17 protein-coding genes are annotated in these 19,092 nt (G+C 71.7%); 9 read left to right on the top strand and 8 right to left on the bottom strand.

Annotated features, from left to right (window positions below):
* The first annotated feature begins 4 nt into the window (after window positions 1-4).
* Window positions 5-571 (top strand): hypothetical protein, encoded by a 567-nt coding sequence (locus ABZX85_RS33900; protein ID WP_355877279.1) that lies wholly within the window; start codon window positions 5-7, stop codon window positions 569-571.
* Between the two features lie 22 nt (window positions 572-593).
* Here the strand turns inward: ABZX85_RS33900 and ABZX85_RS33895 are convergent, their stop codons facing one another.
* The 4 genes from ABZX85_RS33895 to ABZX85_RS33880 are packed head-to-tail and all read right to left on the bottom strand — an operon-like array spanning window position 594 to window position 3,979.
* Window positions 594-1,571 carry an alpha/beta hydrolase gene (locus ABZX85_RS33895; RefSeq protein ID WP_355877276.1) on the bottom strand — a complete coding sequence of 326 codons (978 nt, stop codon included), beginning with the start codon at window positions 1,569-1,571 and terminating at the stop codon, window positions 594-596.
* Window positions 1,572-1,615: 44 nt separating this feature from the next.
* Entirely contained in the window at window positions 1,616-2,386 is a 771-nt protein-coding gene (locus ABZX85_RS33890) for an enoyl-CoA hydratase/isomerase family protein (protein ID WP_355877273.1), read from the bottom strand.
* Window positions 2,383-2,793: an OB-fold domain-containing protein gene (locus ABZX85_RS33885; protein WP_355877270.1), complete on the bottom strand. Its 411-nt coding sequence runs from the start codon at window positions 2,791-2,793 to the stop codon at window positions 2,383-2,385. Before ABZX85_RS33885 ends, ABZX85_RS33890 begins: the two co-directional genes overlap by 4 nt.
* 37 nt (window positions 2,794-2,830) lie before the next feature.
* Window positions 2,831-3,979 (bottom strand): lipid-transfer protein, encoded by a 1,149-nt coding sequence (locus tag ABZX85_RS33880; protein WP_355877267.1) that lies wholly within the window; start codon window positions 3,977-3,979, stop codon window positions 2,831-2,833.
* Window positions 3,980-4,089: 110 nt separating this feature from the next.
* Here ABZX85_RS33880 and ABZX85_RS33875 point away from each other — a divergent pair, with 110 nt between their 5' ends.
* The 3 genes from ABZX85_RS33875 to ABZX85_RS33865 all read left to right on the top strand — a co-directional run bounded on the left by ABZX85_RS33875 (window position 4,090) and on the right by ABZX85_RS33865 (window position 10,484).
* Window positions 4,090-5,670, top strand: coding sequence for a FadD3 family acyl-CoA ligase (locus tag ABZX85_RS33875; protein ID WP_355877264.1), 1,581 nt, complete (start codon window positions 4,090-4,092; stop codon window positions 5,668-5,670).
* A gap of 183 nt (window positions 5,671-5,853) precedes the next feature.
* Window positions 5,854-8,829: a BTAD domain-containing putative transcriptional regulator gene (locus ABZX85_RS33870; protein WP_355877261.1), complete on the top strand. Its 2,976-nt coding sequence runs from the start codon at window positions 5,854-5,856 to the stop codon at window positions 8,827-8,829.
* A gap of 419 nt (window positions 8,830-9,248) precedes the next feature.
* A complete protein-coding gene (locus tag ABZX85_RS33865; RefSeq protein WP_355877258.1) occupies window positions 9,249-10,484 on the top strand; it encodes an amidohydrolase family protein in 1,236 nt (411 codons plus the stop codon).
* Window positions 10,485-10,614: 130 nt separating this feature from the next.
* Here the strand turns inward: ABZX85_RS33865 and ABZX85_RS33860 are convergent, their stop codons facing one another.
* On the bottom strand, window positions 10,615-13,080 hold the full coding sequence (locus tag ABZX85_RS33860) for a histidine kinase (RefSeq protein ID WP_355877255.1): 2,466 nt from the start codon (window positions 13,078-13,080) through the stop codon (window positions 10,615-10,617).
* A gap of 87 nt (window positions 13,081-13,167) precedes the next feature.
* On the opposite strand from ABZX85_RS33860, the gene ABZX85_RS33855 reads away from it, so the two are divergent.
* The gene (locus ABZX85_RS33855) at window positions 13,168-13,851 is read left to right on the top strand and encodes a response regulator transcription factor (RefSeq protein WP_355877252.1); all 684 of its coding nucleotides are present in this window, start codon (window positions 13,168-13,170) and stop codon (window positions 13,849-13,851) included.
* A gap of 8 nt (window positions 13,852-13,859) precedes the next feature.
* Here ABZX85_RS33855 and ABZX85_RS33850 read toward each other — a convergent pair whose 3' ends face one another.
* The gene (locus ABZX85_RS33850) at window positions 13,860-14,285 is read right to left on the bottom strand and encodes a M23 family metallopeptidase (protein ID WP_355877249.1); all 426 of its coding nucleotides are present in this window, start codon (window positions 14,283-14,285) and stop codon (window positions 13,860-13,862) included.
* 199 nt (window positions 14,286-14,484) lie between these two features.
* Between ABZX85_RS33850 and ABZX85_RS33845 the strand changes: the two genes are divergently transcribed.
* Together ABZX85_RS33845 and ABZX85_RS33840 are read left to right on the top strand one after the other, a co-directional pair.
* Window positions 14,485-15,423: a TIGR03619 family F420-dependent LLM class oxidoreductase gene (locus ABZX85_RS33845; RefSeq protein WP_355877246.1), complete on the top strand. Its 939-nt coding sequence runs from the start codon at window positions 14,485-14,487 to the stop codon at window positions 15,421-15,423.
* A 78-nt stretch (window positions 15,424-15,501) separates the two neighbouring features.
* Entirely contained in the window at window positions 15,502-16,155 is a 654-nt protein-coding gene (locus ABZX85_RS33840) for a response regulator transcription factor (RefSeq protein WP_355877243.1), read from the top strand.
* Window positions 16,156-16,167: 12 nt separating this feature from the next.
* On the opposite strand, the gene ABZX85_RS33835 is transcribed toward ABZX85_RS33840, so the two are convergent.
* The gene (locus tag ABZX85_RS33835; protein ID WP_355877240.1) at window positions 16,168-16,953 is read right to left on the bottom strand and encodes a hypothetical protein; all 786 of its coding nucleotides are present in this window, start codon (window positions 16,951-16,953) and stop codon (window positions 16,168-16,170) included.
* A gap of 38 nt (window positions 16,954-16,991) precedes the next feature.
* Window positions 16,992-17,729: a hypothetical protein gene (locus tag ABZX85_RS33830; RefSeq protein WP_355877238.1), complete on the bottom strand. Its 738-nt coding sequence runs from the start codon at window positions 17,727-17,729 to the stop codon at window positions 16,992-16,994.
* Between the two features lie 193 nt (window positions 17,730-17,922).
* Between ABZX85_RS33830 and ABZX85_RS33825 the strand changes: the two genes are divergently transcribed.
* Window positions 17,923-18,702: an SDR family NAD(P)-dependent oxidoreductase gene (locus ABZX85_RS33825; RefSeq protein ID WP_355877235.1), complete on the top strand. Its 780-nt coding sequence runs from the start codon at window positions 17,923-17,925 to the stop codon at window positions 18,700-18,702.
* 110 nt (window positions 18,703-18,812) lie between these two features.
* Window positions 18,813-19,019, top strand: coding sequence for a cupin domain-containing protein (locus ABZX85_RS33820; RefSeq protein ID WP_355877232.1), 207 nt, complete (start codon window positions 18,813-18,815; stop codon window positions 19,017-19,019).
* Window positions 19,020-19,092 lie beyond the last annotated feature (73 nt).

The raw sequence follows: 19,092 nt of genomic DNA, 5'->3' as shown, positions 1-19,092 counted from the left end.
TCGTATGCAACGACGGGGGCACATCTTCAGGCTTACGGCTGTCTCGGCGCTGGTCGTGTTCGCGCTCACCGGGTTCTCCACCGGGCGCGGGCACGGGAGCAGCCACAGTGGGGGCGGCGGAGGGGGCGGGTGCAGCAGTTCCCGCCAGAATCACGACAGTTCGTCGTCCTCGGGCGGCGGTTCCTCGTCCTCCGGCGGCAGTTCGTCGGGGAACGGCACGCACTACCGGGACAACGACTACGACGATGACGACAACTCCGGCTCGTCCGGCGGGGGTTCGTCCGCGAAGACGCCCACGGTCGTCGAGCGCGGGCGCGTCTCACTCGTCGAGTGCGCGACGGGGAAGACGCCGTACGCGACGGTGAAGGTCACCAACCCCAACGCGTCGGTGGAGTGGTTCCGGATCACCGTCAGGTTCCTGGACGCGGACGGGGCGGTCGTCGCCGAGCCGGTGACCAAGGAGCTGGTCCGGGGGAAGCAGACGGAGTCCGTGCAGGTGCCGGTCGGTGACGACGGCCTCGCCGCGAAGGTGGTCCGCTGCGAGGTCGAGGCCACCGCGCCGGTCGCCTGAACCACGCCCGGTCTCCCGGGAGTTACGCCTGCTCGTCGCGGAGTTCGGTCAGGAACTCGACGAGCAGTTCGTTCACCTCGGCCGGCCGCTCCTGCTGGGTCCAGTGGCCGCAGCCCGGCAGGACGACCGGGGGCCGTCGCAGACCCGGCACCAACTCCGGGAGCCTCGCGATGAGTTCGGGGGTGCCGGGGAAGTACGCGACGGGGTCGCGGTCGCCGTACACGTAGAGCGCGGGCGTGGTGATGGACGCGCCCGCGTAGGGGCCGGTCAACTCCCAGTTGCGGTCGAGGTTCCGGTACCAGTTGAGGGCGCCGGTGAAGCCCTTGGCGTACCCCTCGGCCAGCTCGTCGAGGTCGGACTCCGGGAACCAGTCCGGCTGTTCGGCGGTGTCGGGGAGCTGCTCCAGCCACGGGGTGCCCGGCTCGACCAGGGCCTGGTGGACGCCGGGCTCGCCCGGGGCGTCACCGGAGAACGCGTGCACGAACCTCCGCAGTGCCGCCTTCGGGTCCCGCCCGAACTCCTCGTCGGCCACGCCGACTTCGTTGAAGTACGTCCAGTAGAAGCGGCCCTGGTACACCGCCTTCACCACCTCCAGCGGCCGACGGGTGCCGCGCGGCGTCGGGGCCACGCTGAGCCCCGCGACCCCGCGCACCACGTCGGGCCGCAGCAGCGCCGTGTGCCAGGCGACCGGCGCACCCCAGTCGTGGCCGACGACGAACGCCGTCTCCTCACCGAGCGCGTGGATCAGCCCGATCACGTCCCCGACGAGGTGCAGGATGCTGTACGACGCGACGTCCGCCGGGCGGTCCGAGGCGCCGTAGCCGCGCTGGTCCGGGGCGACGACACGGAACCCGGCCTCGACGAGCGGCGCGAACTGGTGGCGCCAGGAGTGCCAGGACTCCGGGAAGCCGTGCAGCAGGACCACCAGCGGGCCCTCGGTCCCGGCCTCGGCGATGTGGAGGGTGACGCCGTTCACTTCTATCGTGCGGTGCTGGATCATGGGATCAGTTTATGGGCGCTTCCCGGCCTAAATGCCGTCTCTTTTCAGCGAATTCGGAAATTCTGGGTTCTTTCTGTGAAGAGTTGATTCTGCCGGTCGTCCGGCAGATTTCCCAGCGCTATGAGGTGCGGAGCCTGCGCGAAACCCTGTGCATGGGCCGCCTCCCGCGCCGCCCACAGCGCCCGCACCGTCCCCTGCACCCCCTCCGGCGGATATCCGGCAATCACCCTCGCCCGCTCGACGGCGGCGCCCAACGCGTTTCCCGCGTCGGTGAGTTCGGAGACGAGCCCCACCTCGTAGGCGCGTCGCGCGGAGACTCTTTCCGCCGTGCCCATCAGCATCATCCGTGCGACCTCGCCGTACGGCATCCGCTGCGCCATCAGCACCGACTCGTAGGCGCTGACCATTCCGTACGTCGTGTGCGGGTCGAAGAACCGGGCGCCCTCGCCGGCCACGATGAACTCGCTCTCGCCCAGCAGATAGAAAGCGCCGCCGCACGCCATTCCCTCGACGGCCGCGATCACCGGTTTCCAGAGGTCGTTGGACTTGGGTCCGATATGCAGGAGCGGATCGTCCTGCATATAAGGCGAGTTGGGCTGCGGGACCACCGTGTCGCGGTCGAGGCCGGTGGAGAAGGCGCGGGTTCCGGCGGCGGTGAGGACGATCACGCGTACGGTGTCGTCGAACCGCAATTGCCGCCAGATTTCCGCGAGTTGCCGGGCCGTCGGGACGTCGATCGCGTTGAGTTTCTCCGGACGGTCGAGGGTGACCACCGCGACACCGGTCTCCTTGTCGGTGTCGAGCCGCGGGGTCATGCCAGCACCCACTGGGGGAGGCCGTCGTCGGGGAACACCGCGTGGACCCGGGCGCCGATCCGGAGCCGGTGCGGATCAAGGGAGTTGAGTGGTGCGCCGGGGTGGGTGACGACGTTGCCGACGAGGCGGACGCGGGGGGCGTCGTCGAGTTCGATCAGGGCGACGTTGTAGGGGGCCTGCGCGGCGTAGTCCGGCAGGAGGGGCGGGTGCGGGACGACGTACGACCAGATGCGGCCCCTTCCCGACGTGAGCCGCCAAGTGGACTCGAACGACTGGCAGTTCGGGCAGCAGGGGCGGGGCGGGAAGCGGGGCTCGGCGCACTCCGTGCAGGTCTGGACGCGGAGTTCGCCCTGCGCCGCGTACGCCCAGAAGGGGGCGCCGTCGGTGTCGGGCAGCGGGGTCAGCATGGCGGGGCTCCTCAACTCCGTCCCAGAGGTGGGCTCTTCACGTCCTGAGCAGCAGCGCGGAGGTGGGGACCCCCTCGCCCGCGGTGACGAGGCAGGTCGCGGCGCCGGGGACCTGCGCGGTGCTGGTGCCCCGGAGCTGCTTCACGCCCTCGTTGATGAGGTTGAAACCGTGCACGTACGCCTCCGAGAGGCCGCCGCCGCCCGTGTTCACCGGGAGCCGTCCGCCCAGTTCCAGCGCGCCGCCCTCGGTGAACGCGCCGCCCTCACCGCGCCCGCAGAATCCGTAGCCCTCCAGGGAGAGCGGGACCAGCGGGGTGAACGCGTCGTAGATCTGGGCGACATGGACGTCCGCCGGGGTGAAGTCGGCCTGTTTCCACAGGTGTCGGGCCGTCGCCCAGGAGGGGCCGGTGAGCGGGTCGTCGTTCCAGTAGTTGACCATGCCGTGGTGCTGGGCGGGCAGGCCCTGGGCGGCGGAGTGGATGTAGACCGGGGTGCGGCGGCAGTCGCGGGCCCGTTCCGCGGAGACCACCACACAGGCCAACGCCCCGTCCGTCTCCAGGCAGTTGTCGAACAGGCAGAGGGGTTCGCTGATCCAGCGCGAGGTCATGTACATCTCGCGGGTCAGCGGGCGGTCGTACATGATCGCGGCCGGGTTCTGGTTCGCGCGGTTGCGGCAGGCCAGGGCGACGTTGAAGAGGTGGTCGCGGGTGGTGCCGTACTCGTGCATGTGGCGGCGGGCCAGCATCGCGATCTCGTCGGCGGGGCGGAGCAGGCCGAAGGGGCGCGTCCACTGGGCGGGGGTGGGGAGTTGGACCGCCGTGTTCGTCCAGGGGCGGGGGCCGCTGCCGCGTTTGCGGGAGCGCCAGGCGACGCCGACGCTCGCCTGTCCGGCGGCTATCGCGGTGGCGAGGTGGGCGACGGTCGCGCAGGAACCGCCGCCGCCGTAGGGGGACTTGGCGAAGAAGGTGAGGTCGCCGAAGCCGACCGCCTTCGCGAGTTCGACCTCGTCCGTCTCCTCCATCGTGAACGAGGCGACCGCGTCCACCTCGCCCGGGGTGATCCCCGCGTCGTCCAGGGCGGCGAGGACGGCCCGGCAGGCGAGCGTCCGTTCGTCCTCCGGGAGGCGTTTGGCGAACGGCGTCTGCCCGATGCCGACGATGGCTGTCGCGTCCTTGAGTCCGGCCATGTCCCCCTCCCGGTCCGACCTGCTGACAGTGCGTCAGGTTACCGCTAATCTGACGGACCGTCAGCTACTGTCTTCCGTCTCGTCGGAGGCCGTGCGATCGGAGGCCGTTCATGGAGTGGCAGAGCATTCCCGGGCTGGTGCGTTCGGCGTCCGAGCGGTACGGGGAGACCGAGGCGGTGGTGGACGGGCGGGTCCGGGTGTCCTACCGGGAGCTGGGGGAGCGGGTCGAACGGGCGGCGGCGGCCTGCGCGGCGGCGGGGGTGCGGGTGGGGGACCGGGTGGGGGTCTGGGCGCCGAACTCGCTGGAGTGGGTGGTCGCGGCGCTCGGGGCGGTGTCGGCAGGGGGTGTGCTGGTGCCGCTCAACACCCGGTTCAAGGGGGGTGAGGCGGCGGACGTGCTGCGCCGGAGCGGGGCGCGGCTGCTGTTCGTGACGGGGACGTTCCTGGGCACGTCCTACGTCGCGTCGCTGCGGCGGGCCGCGGGGGAAGGGGTCGGGGAGGGGCCGCTGCCGGGGCTGCCGGAGCTTCGGGAGGTGGTGGTGCTGGCGGAGGACGCGCCGCTGGGGTTCCGGACGTGGAAGGAGTTTCTGGTGGGTGGGGAGGGGGTGGGGGAGGACGTGGGTACTACGGGTCCCTCGATCACCGGCTCCTCGCCCTCCGACATCATCTTCACCTCGGGTACTACGGGTAGCCCCAAGGGCGCCGTCATCACCCACGAGCAGACCCTGCGCGGCTACGACGCCTGGAGCGAGCTGGCGGGGCTGCGGCAGGGGGACCGGTATCTGATCGTGAACCCCTTCTTCCACACGTTCGGCTACAAGGCCGGGGTGATCGCCTGCCTGACCCGGGGCGCGACGATGATCCCGCAGCCGGTGTTCGACGTGACGACCGCGCTCGCGAACATCGCGGCGGAGCGCGTCACCGTCCTGCCCGGCCCGCCCACGCTCCACCAGTCGCTCCTGGACCACCCCGCGAGGGCGTCGTACGACCTGTCGTCGCTGCGGCTGGTGGTGACGGGCGCGGCCGTCGTCCCGCTGCGGCTCGTCGAACGGCTGCGGGACGAGCTGGGGGTGGCGACGGTGCTCACCGCGTACGGGCTCTCCGAGGCGAGCGGCATCGTCACGATGTGCCGGCGCGGCGACGAGCCGGAGGTGATCGCGACGACGTCCGGCCGGGCGATCCCCGGGACGGAGATCCGGGTGGTGGACGCGGCGGGCGTGGCACTGCCGTCCGGCGAGCCGGGGGAGGTGCTGGTACGGGGGTTCAACGTCATGCGCGGGTACTACGGGGACGACGTGGCGACCCGGGAGGTGATCACGCCGGACGGCTGGCTCCGTACCGGAGACGTAGGGGTCCTGGACGAGGCCGGGAACCTGCGGATCACCGACCGGATCAAGGACATGTTCATCGTCGGCGGTTTCAACGCGTATCCGGCCGAGATAGAGCAACTCCTCGGGCTGCATCCGGCCGTCGCGGACGTCGCCGTCGTCGGCATACCGGACGCCCGCCTCGGAGAGGTCGGCAAGGCGTACGTCGTCCGGCGGGCCGGGGCCGTGGCGACCGGGGACGACCTGATCGCCTGGGCGCGGCGCGAGATGGCGAACTACAAGGTGCCCCGAGTGGTGGAGTTCGTGGGCGAGTTGCCCCGGAATGCGAGTGGGAAAGTGGTCAAGGGGCGGCTGCGCGGCTGACGTTCGGGGATTGCCGAAAACGTTCGTAGTGGCATACGTCACAGCCTCCCGTGTTGTGGAGAGTGCGTGAGGGACGTGTGTAATCCCGTGTGCCGCCGTGTGACCGGTGTTTCCGGTTGCTGACGGGTCCCGTGCCAGCAGGGCAAACTGGGCTGGTCAACAGGAGCGCCCAGGGAGACCTCGATGGACGACCGAGTACCGCGCGTGCCGGGGCGGGGGCGCCGCGAGCCCTCGCGGGACGAGGAGGACGCGGCGGGTCTGAGGTTCGGCGTGCTCGGACCGGTACGGGCCTGGCGGGACGACGAGCCGCTGCCCACCGGGTCTCCCCAACAGCGCGCCGTGCTCGCGACGTTGCTCCTGCGCGAGGGCCGCACGGTGACCGCCGCCGAGCTGATCGACGCGGTGTGGGGCGAGGACCCGCCACCCCAGGCGCTGGCCGCGCTGCGGACGTACGTCTCCCGGCTGCGGAAGGTCCTCACCTCGCGCACGCTGGTCAGCGACGCCGGGGGATACGCGCTGCGCGACCCGGCCGGCGCCGTCGGGCTCGACCTGACGCAGGCTCAGATCCTGTCCGAGGAAGCCGAGAAGGCGTGGTCGGCGGGCGACGTGCGCGCCGCGCGGGACCGGCTGAACCACGCGCTCGGCCTCTGGGAGGGCGAGACACTCGCGGGCGTACCCGGACCGTACGCGGAGTCGCAGCGCGTCCGGCTGGAGGAACTGCGCCTCAAACTCATCGAGAACCGCCTCGATCTCGACCTCGAACTCGGCCGACACGCCGAAGCCGTCGCGGAGTTGACCTCCCTCACCGCCGAACACCCGCTCAGGGAGCGGCTGCGCGAGCTGCTCATGCTGGCGCTGTACCGAAGTGGCCGTCAGGCGGAGGCACTTGCCGTGTACGCCGACACCCGCCGCCTGCTGGCCGAGGAGCTCGGCGTCGACCCGCGTCCCGGTCTGCGCGAGCTCCAGGACCGCATCCTGCGCGCCGACCCCGCGCTCGCCGAACCGGAGGCACCGGCCGCCGACGCCCCCCTGGTCCGTATTCTGCCCGCCCAACTCCCCGCTTCGGTACCGGATTTCACCGGACGCGAGGCGCTCGCCCGGGAGTTGGGGGAAGCGCTCGTCTCGGAGCCCGGGGACGAGCACCGGGTGATGGCCGTCTCGGCGGTCGCCGGGATCGGCGGCGTGGGCAAGACGACACTCGCCGTGCACGTCGCCCACCAGGCCCGATCCGCCTTCCCCGACGGCCAGTTGTACGTCGACCTCCAGGGCGCGAGCCCCCGCCCCGCCGAACCGCAGGCCGTCCTCGGCGCGTTCCTGCGTGCCCTCGGCACCGCCGACCCGTCGATCCCCGACTCGCTCCAGGAGCGCTCGGCGCTGTTCCGCTCCCTGCTCGACGGCCGCCGCCTCCTGGTCCTCCTCGACAACGCCCGCGACGCCGCCCAGATACGGCCGCTGCTGCCCGGGACGGCGGGCTGCGCGGCCCTCGTCACCTCCCGTACCCGCATGGTGGGCGTCGCGGGCGCGCACCTCGTCGACCTCGACGTCATGGCACCGGACGAGGCACTCGCCCTCTTCACCCGCATCGTCGGTGCCGAACGCGTCGCCTCCGAACGGGAGTCGGCGCTCGACGTCGTCGCCGCGTGCGGCTTCCTGCCGCTCGCGATCCGCATCGCCGCGTGCCGGCTCGCCGCCCGCCGCACCTGGACCGTCTCCGTCCTCGCGGACAAACTCGCCGACGAGAGGCGCAGGTTGGACGAGCTCCAGGCCGGAGATCTTGCCGTGAAGGCAACATTCGAGCTGGGATACGGCCAGTTGGAGCCCGCGCAGGCGCGCGCCTTCCGCCTCCTCGGCCTCGCCGACGGACCCGACATCTCCCTCCCCGCCGCCGCGGCTGTCCTGAAACTGCCGCCGGACGACACCGAGGACCTGCTGGAGTCCCTCGTCGACACCTCGCTCCTCGAATCGGCGGCACCCGGCCGCTACCGCTTCCACGACCTGGTCCGCCTCTACGCGCGCGCATGCGCGGAGCGTGACGAACTCCCCTCCTCCGAACGGGAGTCGGCGCTCACCCGGCTGCTGGACTTCTACCTCGCGACGGCCGCCGGCGTGTACGCGGTCGAGCGGCCCGGCGACCGGCTCGTCGAGCAACTGGAGGAAACCGCCTACCCCGGGCTGCGCTTCGAGGACCGGCACGACGCGCAGGACTGGCTGTACGCCGAGGCGGGCGCGCTGCTGTCCTGCGTCCGGCAGTCCATCGGGGACGGCCGACTGCGCCGCGCCGTCGACCTGTTGTGGGTCGCGAAGGACCTCGCGGAGTCCGGCGCCAACGCCCGCGAGTACGAGGTCGCCGCCAACGAGGCGCTCCAGCGGGCCCGTTCGGCCGACGACCGGCACGCGCTCGGCCGGGCGCTGGTCACCCTCACGGACGTCCACCTCGTCGCGGGACGCTTCGACCGGGCCGACGCCGCCGCCGTCGAGGTGCTGCGCATCACCGAGGACGCCGACGACCCCGTCGCGCGCTGCTGGGCCCCCAACGCCCGTGGCATCATCGCCCTTTACCAGGGCCGGCACGAAGAGGGCGAGCGGCATCTGACGCTCGCGTTCGACAACTTCCGCGCGAACAAGAACCGGGCGGGCGAGGCGAGCGTCCTGTGCAACCTCTCCCGTATCCACCTCGCGACCGGCCGCGTCGACAGCGCGGTGACGCTGGCCCACCAGGGCATCGGCATCTACGACCGGACCGGCAACGCCCTGCGCGGCGCCAACGGTCGGTACGCGCTCGGGCTCGCGCTCACCGAGAGCGGGCTGCTCACCACGGCCGCCGACATCCTGCGTGACGCGCTCGACGTCTTCCGCGACAGCCGGCAGCGGCTGTGGGAGGGCATGACCCTCTTCCGGCTCGCCGAGGTCGACCTCGCCGCCCGCCGGCCCGCCCAGGCCGCCGCCAACGCCGACCTCGCGCTCACCGCGCTGCGGGGGATCGGCGGGGAGTGGCGCCGGGGGCTCGTCCTCACGGTCCTCGGCCGGGCCCTCAGCGGGCTGGGGCAGGCCGGACGGGCGCACGTCTGCTGGACCGAGGCGCTCGGCATCTACGAGGAGCTGAGGGCACCGGAGGCGGAGGAGGTACGGGGGCTGCTGGAGCTGTCGGCGGTGGCGTAGGGGTGGCTCCCGAGGCGTAGCCCCACGGGCGTAACCCCGACGGCCTACCTCCTGAGGGCTACCCCCTGGGGGCTACCTCCTGCGGCCTACCCCTTGCGGTCTACCTCCTGCGGCCTACCCCTTGCGTATTGCCCCCCCGAAAGTTGCCCCCGGCATACGGAGGCAGACGTTCATGGAACGTTTATCGCTCACTGACATGCTCTTACCAACGGACGGCCGGACCGGGGGGAACGGCCGGAGTCGTTGCAGGGCCCGTCCGGCAACACTCGGGGGAGTGGCCGGACGGGCGTCCCACTCCACGGGGGAGTCTGGGGGGACGGAGACGGTCGCGGTGACCCGGAGGGGGAGTCACCGCGACCGGGGAACCCCCCTCGCCGCACTAGCTGACGATCCGTCAGATCGGCGCTACCGTGGCCGACATGGAGACCACGACAGAGTTCCCGCTGATCATCTCCGTCGACGACCACACCGTCGAACCCGCGCGCGTCTGGCAGGACCGCCTCCCGAAGAAACACCTCGACACCGGCCCGCGAGTCGTCCGGGCGCCCCTGAAGGAGATGACCTTCCTGGGCGGACGGTTCAAGCCCGTGATGGGCGAGAAGGGCGACGACGGACCGGTCGGCGACTGGTGGCTCTTCGAGAACCTGCAACGCCCGCTGACCCGCCTCGACACGGCCGTCGGCTTCAGCCGCGACGAGATCCGCCTCGAGGTCATCACCTACGACCAGATGAGGCCCGGCTCCTACGACGTCCCCGCGCGCCTCGCCGACATGGACGTCAACCACGTGCAGTCGGCGGTGTGTTTCCCCACCTTCCCCCGCTTCTGCGGGCAGACCTTCACTGAGGCGGACGACCGTGAGCTCGGGCTGCTGTGCGTGCGCGCGTACAACGACTGGATGGTGGAGGAGTGGTGCGGGCCGCAGGCGCGCGGCCGGCTGATACCGCTCACCCTGATCCCTCTGTGGGACGCCGAGTTGGCCGCCGCCGAGGTCCGCCGCAACGCCGCGCGCGGGGTGCGTGCCGTCGCGTTCTCCGAGATCCCGCCCCACCTCGGGCTGCCCTCCGTGCACTCCGACGACTGGGACCCCTTCCTCGCCGCCTGCGACGAGACGGGGACCGTCATCGCCATGCACATCGGCTCCAGCAGCCGGATGCCGTCCACCTCCAAGGACGCGCCGCCCGCGGTCGGTTCGACCATCACCTTCGCCAACTGCTGCTTCTCCATGGTGGATTGGCTGATGAGCGGCAAGTTCGAGCGCTTCCCGAACCTCAAAGTCATGTACGCCGAGGGGCAGATCGGCTGGATTCCGTACATCCTCGAACGCGCCGACGTCGTGTGGGAGGAGAACCGGGGCTGGGGCGGGGTCGCCGACAAGGTCCACCGTCCGCCGTCCGAACTCTTCGCCGACCACGTCTACGGCTGTTTCTTCGACGACGCGTTCGGGCTGCGCAACCTCGACTCCATCGGCGTCGGCAACGTCCTCTACGAGACCGACTACCCCCACTCCGACTCGACCTGGCCCAAGTCGAGGGAGGTCGGGGAGTCGCAGATGGGGCACCTCGACGCGGACGTGGTCGATCGCATCGTCCGCCGCAACGCGATCGAGTTGCTGGGGCTCACGAAGGACGGACTCTGGCCGGGCCCGGGAGCGTGACGTAAGTGGCCGCTCCAGTAGGTGAGTTGGCCGGCGCGGCGGCCGGAACCGGACGACACCGGCTCCGGCCCCGACCCGCCGGGACGGCACCGACACCGACACCGACACTGGCACCGGCTCCGTCCCCGTCTCACGCCCGCACCGGCAGCACCGCCCGTACGACCGTCCCCCGCGTCCCGTCGTCCCGCGCGGACACCGTGCAGTGCCCGCCGATCTCCTCCGCCCGCTCCACCATCGACGCGAGCCCCACGCCCTCCCGCGCGGCGGACGCCCGGGGCGCGTCCCCGAGGCCACGAGCCACCGTCGTACCACCGAACCCCACCCCCACCCCGTCCCCGTCCCCGGACCGGCCGTCCCCGGACCGGCCGTCCCCGGACCGGCCGTCCCCGGACCGGCCGTCCCCGGACCGGCCGTCCCCGTAGCCCACCCCTACCTGAGAGCCACCCACCCCCGCGTCCGCCTCCACCCCCACCTGAGAGCCACCCTCCACCTGAGAGCCACCCCCTACCCGAGAGCCACCCCCCGCCCCCACCCCGTCGTCCCACACCTCCAGCACCACCGCCCCACCCCCCTCGACACCCCCCTCCGCGACCCGCAGCACGACCCGTACGACCCCCGCCCCCGCATGCCGGACGGCATTCGCGAGGGCCTCGGACGTGATCCGGTACGCGGCCGTCTCGGTGGCGGCCGGCAGCGGCGGCAGCGTCCCGGCGATGTCCGCGACGACCCGCGGCGCACCGCTGTCGAAGCGTGCGACGAGGGCCGTGAGCGCGGCGGCGAGACCCCCGTCCAGGGCGGCGGGCCGCAGGTCGTCCACGAGCCGGTGGACCTCTTCGAGCCCCCGTACGGCCTCCTCGCTCGCCGACTCGACCAGCGCGCGCGGCGGCGAGGACGACGGCAGCAGGCCCGCGGCGGCGTCCAGGCGCAGCCGCAGCCCGGCCAGCGTCGGCCCGAGGCCGTCGTGCAGATCGCGGCGCAGCCGCCGGCGCTCCTCCTCCCGCGCGGTGACCACCCGCTCGCGGCTGCCCCGCAGCTCCTCCCGCAGCCGGATCGCGGCGACGACGGTCCCGAGGCGGTCGGCGACGGCCTTCAGCGCGGCCAGGTCGGTGGCGTCGAGCGCCCGCTGCCCGGGACGCAGGGCCACGGCCAGCACCCCGACCCGCTCCCCCCGCTCGGTCAACGGCAACTCCACGAACCGCCCGCCCGCCTCGTCCACCTCCCCCGCCCGGGCCAGCACCCGCCCCTCCACGCGCGCGCACGCGCCTGCCGCCGAACCGCCCTCCACGCGCGCGTGCACACCGGACCCCGAACCGCCCTCCACGCGCGCGCACGCGCCGACCTTCCCACCACCCTGCACGCGCGTGTGCGCGACAAGCACCGCCCCCGGCAGCCCCAACCGCTCCACCACCGTCGCGCACACCACCCCCGGCACCTCGTCCGCGGGCATCCGCCGCCGCAGCTCCTCCCCGAGCGCGCGCAGCATCTCGTACGGCTTGGCCCGCCGCCCGTACAGCAGCAGGTCGCCCACGCGCCACAGGAGCCCGGCCGCGGGCCGCAGGGCGAGGGCGCCGAGGGCGGCGGCCAGGGCGGCGGCGGTGGGCCGGGAGAGGCCCAGGAGGTCGCAGGAGACGAGGTAGAGGCCGTAGCAGCAGGTGCACAGCGCGATGGGCAGGGACATCGCGAGGAAACCGCGCCGCAGGGTGCGGTCGAACGAGGTGAAGCCCTGGGGGAGCGCGGCGGCCACGGAGACCAGCGCGAGGGCGATCACGGCGAAGGAGTTGCCCAGGTGCACGGCCCACTCGGCGAGCTGGTGCGAGGTCACCACGAGGTGCACCCGGTCGACGATCCGCAGCAGCCAGTACACGGCGTACCCGACGGCGGTCACGGTGAGCCGGTGGCGCGCGCGCCCGCGCGCGGTGCGCCGCCGACGCAGGAGGTCCACGAGGACGACGACCGCCAGCAGCCGGGGCAGCACGACGGTGACCTGGGCCGCCACCCGGTACCAGCCGACCCGGTCGCGCAGCACCGACCCGTCCCAGGAGACGTCCGTCACGGACCACCCGTACGCGGCGACGGTGGCCAGGCACAGGGCGTACACGGCGACGAGAGCAGCGATCGCCACGCGCCAGCGCCGGCCGCCCTCCAGGCGCCCGCGCGGGACCCACAGCGGCAGCAGGACGAGCGCTCCGTGCATGGCGAACGTTCCCGCGCCGCCGAGCAGCTCCGTGACGACGGGCGGCAGGTGCGTGCCGCCGTCCTGGGCGGCTGCCCGGAGCATCGGCCGCAGCCCGTACAGGCAGGTTCCGGCCGCCGCGACGGACAGGACGGCGCCCAGGCCGCGCCGCCCCGTGAGGAGGGCCACGGCGGCCGGTACGGCGAACGAGAGGCCCAGGAGGAGGCTGCGGGCGGGCGCCCCGTGGTCGAGGCCGTACAGGGCCGGACGGCGGTCCACGGCGGCCACCGCGAGCGAGCAGGCCACGAGGGCCGCGCCGAGCAGGACCGGGCCGGCGCCGAGCGCCCGTCCCGGCCGCAGCAGCCCCGCCGGGGAGGCCCCGGGAGGCAGCGTCGCGGAGGGTGGATCGGAAGTCGTGGTCATGGTGAGGGCCTAACGGTGCGTTGATGGTATCTGGTGGCGCAATCGGATGGATTTCCTATTTGTCGGATCAGATCTAGATTGGGTTCGGTGAGCGTGCCGCCGATCCCGTCGATCCCGCCGTCCGCCGTCGTCCGGGTGCTGCTCGTCGACGACCATCCGCTCTTCCGCCTCGGCCTGCGGACGGCCCTGGAGACCGTGGGTGACATCGTTGTCGTCGGTGAGGCCGGGACCGTCGAGGAGGCGTTGGCGGCGGCGGGCTGCGGCGCCCCCGACGTCGTCCTCATGGACCTGGAGCTGGGCGCGTCCGCGTGCGGTATCGAGGCGACCAGGCGGCTCACGGAACGGGCGCCCGGGACGGCCGTTCTCGCCCTGACGATGTCCCGGGACGACGATCACCTCCTGGCGGCCGTGCGCGCGGGCGCGCGTGGCTACCTCGGGAAGGACGCGGGCCTGGCTGAGGTCCTGGGTGCCGTACGGACGGCCGCCGCCGGGGGGACGGTGTTCTCCGGCGGGGTGGCCGCGCAGGTCGCCCGGCTGCTGGGCGGCGCCGCCGCGTCCCGGGCCGCCGAGGTGCTGCCGCAGCTCACCGCGCGCGAGCGCGAGGTGCTCGCGCTGCTCGCGCGCGGGTACGGCAACCACCGGATCGCCGGCGACCTGGGGCTGTCCGAGAAGACCGTGCGCAACCACGTCTCCCACGTCCTCGACAAGCTCCGGGTGGCGACGCGCGCCGAGGCGGTGGCCCGGGCGCGCGACGCCGGTCTGGGGGCCTGAGAGGGCCGCTACGCGGCCGTGAGAGGCGCGGGCGGGAGGACGGCGGGCGGGGCGCCCTTGAGGAGCGGCTGCGGGTCCACAGCGGCTTCCCGGGCGTTGTGGACCTTGCGCACCTCGAAGTGCAGGTGCGGTGCCGTCGAGTCGCCGCTGTTGCCCGACTGCCCTATCCGCTGTCCGGCCCGGACCACCGCGCGCACGCCGACGAGCCGCTTGTCGAGGTGCCCGTAGAGCGTGAAGACGCCGTCCGCGTGCTCGATCACGATGTACCTGCCGTACCCGTGGGGGAGTTCCTCCGACGTGACGACGGTGCCGTCGGCGGAGGCGAGCACGGGCGTGCGCATCGTCAGCGAGTAGTCCACCCCAGGGTGGACCCTGGCCTTGAAGGGCTGGGTGACGGCGAAGGTGCCCCGGAACGGCAGGTAGAGCTTGGGCATGTCAGGTCTTCCGTTTCTGTCGGGTGCCGCCCGGCCGGTTCGCTCCGGTGCGGCGTCGGCCCACAAGCTGTCCCGCCCGCCGTCCCGGGCGCGTGGGGCGAATGTCCCGATCCCGCCCGGTGCCGTGTCCCGGACCCTTGTCTGACGGCCCGTCAGATACGACGATGAGGGCACCCGGCGCGATCGGAGGACGCCGCCCATGCCCAGGACGCTCGCCTACGGCATCCAGCTCCCCGTCCAGTCCCAGAGTCGCATCTACGTCGAACCCTGGGAACTCGACGCCGGACCACGGGAGTTGGTGGCCGTCGCACAGGCCGCCGACGACGCCGGGTTCGCCTACGTCGCCTGCTGCGACCACGTCGCGATCCCTCGCCGCCTCGCGGACGCGATGGGCACGGTCTGGTACGACCCCGTCGCCACCCTCGCCCACCTGGCCGCCGTCACGACCCGCGTCCGGCTGCTCAGCCACGTCGCGATCGCCGGTCTGCGCCACCCCCTGCTCACCGCCAAGCAGTACGCCACCCTCGACCACCTCTCCGGCGGCCGGCTGATCCTCGGGGTCGGCGCGGGTCACGTCCAGGAGGAGTTCGAGGCCCTCGGCGTCGACTTCACCCGGCGGGGAGCCGTCCTGGACGAGACCCTGGACGCGCTGCGGACCGCGCTGGGACCGGACGAATTTGTCGGCCACCACGGCAAGTCGTACGACTACGACGAGCTGGGCCAGCGCCCCCGCCCCGCCCAGCCGCACGTCCCCGTCTGGGTCGGCGGCTCCTCACCCGCCGCTGTCCGCCGCGCCGCCCTCAAGGGAGACGGCTGGCTCCCGCAGGGCGATCCGCGTGACCGGCTGCCCGGACAGATCGCGGCGATACGGCAACTGCGCGCAGACTGGGGGGAGTTCACCGTCGGAGCGATCGCCGAACCGCTGTACGTCGGGACGCCCGGCTGGGACGTCGGCCGACGCGTCCTCACCGGAACCCCCGAGGAGCTGGCCGAATCGCTCAACGCGTACGGGGAGTTGGGGGTGGACCAGGTTCAAGTAAGGTTCAGGAGCCGCTCGGTTGGGGAACTCACCGATCAGATAAGGGAGTTCGGCGCCGAAGTGGCCCCCCTGCTCGGCCCTGTGAGCCAACTCTCTTGAATCTTTGAACATATCCGCGCCGGACAGCGTATGTACGAACGTACGGACGTCGCTGTTCCGGCGGAAGGACCCCCCACAGTGAGATCCTCCGAAAGGCTCTCCGTAGCTCTGGCCTGCGCGGAAGGCGCCGACTGGCCGCACGCCGACTGGCCCGCGCCGGACGACTCGTACGTGGGCCGGGTGTGGCAGGTGGCCCCGCCCTACCGGAAGCTGGCGGAGGCGCCGCTCGACGTCGTCCTGCTGAGCTGCGTCGAACCCGCCGACGCCCTACCGGAGTTGACCGGCGCGCTCGCCGGGCGCGGGGTGCCCGTGATCGTGGTGAGCGGACGGCGGGACGTCGAGACGGTCGTCGAGGTGTTCCGGGGCGGCGCGGGCTACCTGGTCGACGGCGACTACTGCTCCTGCATGCTCTCCTCGGCGGTGATGGCGGCCACCGTCGGCCACACCTACCTGTCCCCGGCGGCCTGCGCGGCACTGCGCGAAGGGGCCCGCGAGACGCCCGCCGGAGGGGATGCGGTGGAACGCCTGCGGGCCCTGCTCTCGCCGCGTGAACGGCAGATCATGGAACTGCTGTCGACCGGGCTCGGGGCCCAGGAGATCTCGCTGAGGCTGCGGCTGTCGGAGAAGACCGTGCGCAACAACCTCAGCAACATCTACGCGAAGCTCGACGCGCGGGGAGGCACGGACGCGGTCCTGCGCTGGCTGGGCGCCACGCCCGTGCTTCGCGTCTGAAAATGATCGTCCTCAGGACTGGCTGATCTCGGCCACCGGGATTTCCACGTCCGTCACATTGGCGCCGCCCTCGTCGAGTCCGGGCTCCACACGGATGCTGTTCTCGGAGTTCAGGATGCCGTTCGCCTGAGGCGTTCCGCACTTCACGTTCCGCAGCCACAGACGGCCGTCCGGAGTTCCGTTCTTCAGGATCTGCGGATAGAAGACGTGTACGGAGGTGGCGCCTTCGCTCGGGGAGAAGAAGACTTTCTGCCCGTCCTGGGCGTCCTTGTACGTGGCGCGCAGGAATCCGCTCACGTCCGTGCGTTTCGCCGACCACATGAAGAAGCCGATGCTGTCGGGCTGGACGGTGTCACTGCGCTCGAAACTCAGGCCCGTCGTCTTCTCGTCCCGGGTGATGTTGATCTCCGAGGTGCTGAACTGCACTCCGACCTCGAAGACGGAACTCGCGAGTTTCGAGCCACCCTCCACGGTGAAGCCGTCCTCCAGTTCGATGCTGCGGGTCACCGAAGTGCTGACCGCGAACTCCTTGGAGGTCGCCGTCGTGTTTCCGCAGTTGTTCGTCACGGGGGAGACCCGCTGATTCGGGCCGAGACTGTTCGCCTTGAACTGCACATTGACGAACTCGCAGTTCTCCAGTTTGTCGGAATCCGCCGCGCAGTCGGCCGACACCTCGTTCGGCGTCGCCGCGCCGGCGGAGTTCATCAGCGGGATCGCGACGGCGAGCGCGGCCACCGGGGCGAGGGCCAGGGTGATGCGCTTCTTGCGGCTGCGGTGCTTTCTGGTGCGGGTGCCCATGATGGTCTCCAGGGGGTGAAATGGCTGGTGGGAAGAGGTCAGCAGTCTTCGAGGACGGCCTTGGACACGCCGTCCACGACGCCCGGCGCACCGGCCGCGCCCGGCAGCATGTGCGGGCCCTCGACGACGTCCGGGGCGACGAAGTTCTTCTCGGGAGTGGCGTTCGTGACGGTCGTCGCCGAGCGCGCGTCGATCCGTACGCGCCATTCGCCGGTCATGCGCTGCATCTTCGGCGTGAATTCCATGTGCAGCACCTTGCCGACCGGAACCTCGCGCTCTTCCGTGTCGCTGGCGGTGGCCGAATCCACGGTCATGTCCAGGGTGCCCTTGTGCTTCACCCACGAGCCGCTGATGGCACCGAAAAGACCACCGCCGCCGCCCTGCTGGGTCACGGTGTACTTGCCCTCCCCCTGGGCCACCGTCGCCGACCAGCCGATCTTCACCTTGGACGGTTCCGTGGCACCCGGCTCGCAGTTCGGGAAGTCGATCGACGCCTTCTCGGTGGGGCCGTCGAAGGTCTCGAAGTTCGTCTCGACGAAATCACAGTTGTCGGCCTGGAACCCGTCGGCGAAGCCCCCGTTGAAGTCGCTGACCGAGCGCTGCTTCCCGTTGAGCACCGCCGAGCGCTCGCACATCGACATGATCTGCTCGGGCGTCTTCTGCTCGTCGGCCGCGTTCGCCGAGGGGAGCAAGGTGATGATGGCGCCACCAGTCGCCAGCGCGGCGCCTATCGCGACGTACCGGACCTTCTTGTTCCGGAGCTTTCTCTTGGCCATCCCTTGTTCCTCCCTTGAAGACTTCTTTGTCTGTCGCGGTCTGGATTATTGGGGCCGAGGGCGGGCGCCGACAGGGTCAAATATCCCGACTCCCCAGTCTGTGAAATTGCTCACGCAATGCTCATGCAGGTATCTGACGACTCATCAGGTCCGGCGTTACGATGCTGACCTCCACCGATGCCGAGGGGGTCCCATGGACAGCACGGGCAAGTTGGACGGCCGGGTCGTCATCGTCACCGGCGCGGCCCGAGGGCAGGGCGAGCAGGAGGCGCGGCTCTTCGCCGCCGAGGGTGCCCGGGTCGTCGTCGCCGACGTCCTCGACGAACAGGGGCAGGCCCTCGCCACCGAACTGGACTCCCTGTACGTCCACTTGGACGTCCGCGAGGAGAACTCCTGGCGCTCCGCGCTGACTTCGGCCAAGCAGGCGTACGGCCGCGTCGACGGGCTCGTCAACAACGCCGGCATCCTGCGCTTCAACGCCCTCACCGATACGCCGCTCGACGAGTTCATGCAGGTCGTGCGGGTCAACCAGGTCGGCTGCTTCCTCGGGATCAAGACGGTCGCCCCCGACCTCGCGGACGGCGGGACGATCGTCAACACCGCGTCGTACACGGCGATCACGGGCATGGCGGCGGTCGGCGCGTACGCCGCGAGCAAGCACGCGATCCTCGGTCTGACCCGCGTCGCCGCCCTGGAGCTGGCCCCCCGGGGCATACGCGTCAACGCGATCTGCCCCGGCGCGATCGACACGGCCATGTCCAACCCCTCGCTCCTGGACCCGACTTCGGACCCCGAGGAGACCTCGAAGGCGCTGGACACCCTGTACCGCAAGCTCGTTCCGCTCGGCCGCATCGGCCGCCCCGAGGAAGTGGCCCGCCTCGCCCTGTTCCTGACCTCCGCCGACTCGTCGTACATCACCGGCCAGCCGTTCGTGATCGACGGCGGCTGGCTCGCGGGGGTCTCGGTGATCTGAGGTTTTGCCGAACGGTCGACCGATCGGCCCCGCGGCCCGGACAGCGTCCTCGGCGTTCACGGATCGCGAGATGCGCGGGCTCCCCCTGGGGGTCCGCCGGGAGGTGTGCCATGGGGCTGTTCGACGTGCGGGGGACGGCCGTCGCGCTTCCGGAGGCGCTGTTCGTGGTGGACGGCCGGCTGGAGCTGGAGATCGAGGGCGCCCCGGTGCCGGTCGGGGCGGGGGAGATGTACCGGGTGCCCGCCGGGGTCCGGCACGCCGTGCGGCCCGGCAGCCACGGGACGCCGCTCGTCTTCGAGACCGTCGTATCTGACTGAGCGTCAGCTATTGACGGTGTATGCCCGTGGTGTCAGAGTCGGCCGCAGTCCATCAGCTGACGATGCGTCAGAT

Origin of the sequence: Streptomyces sp. NPDC004539 (assembly GCF_040610055.1) — a bacterium.
Taxonomy (GTDB): Bacteria; Actinomycetota; Actinomycetes; order Streptomycetales; family Streptomycetaceae; genus Streptomyces.
Note: the sequence above shows the minus strand (reverse complement) of the source record. Positions and strands in the feature narration are given on the sequence as shown.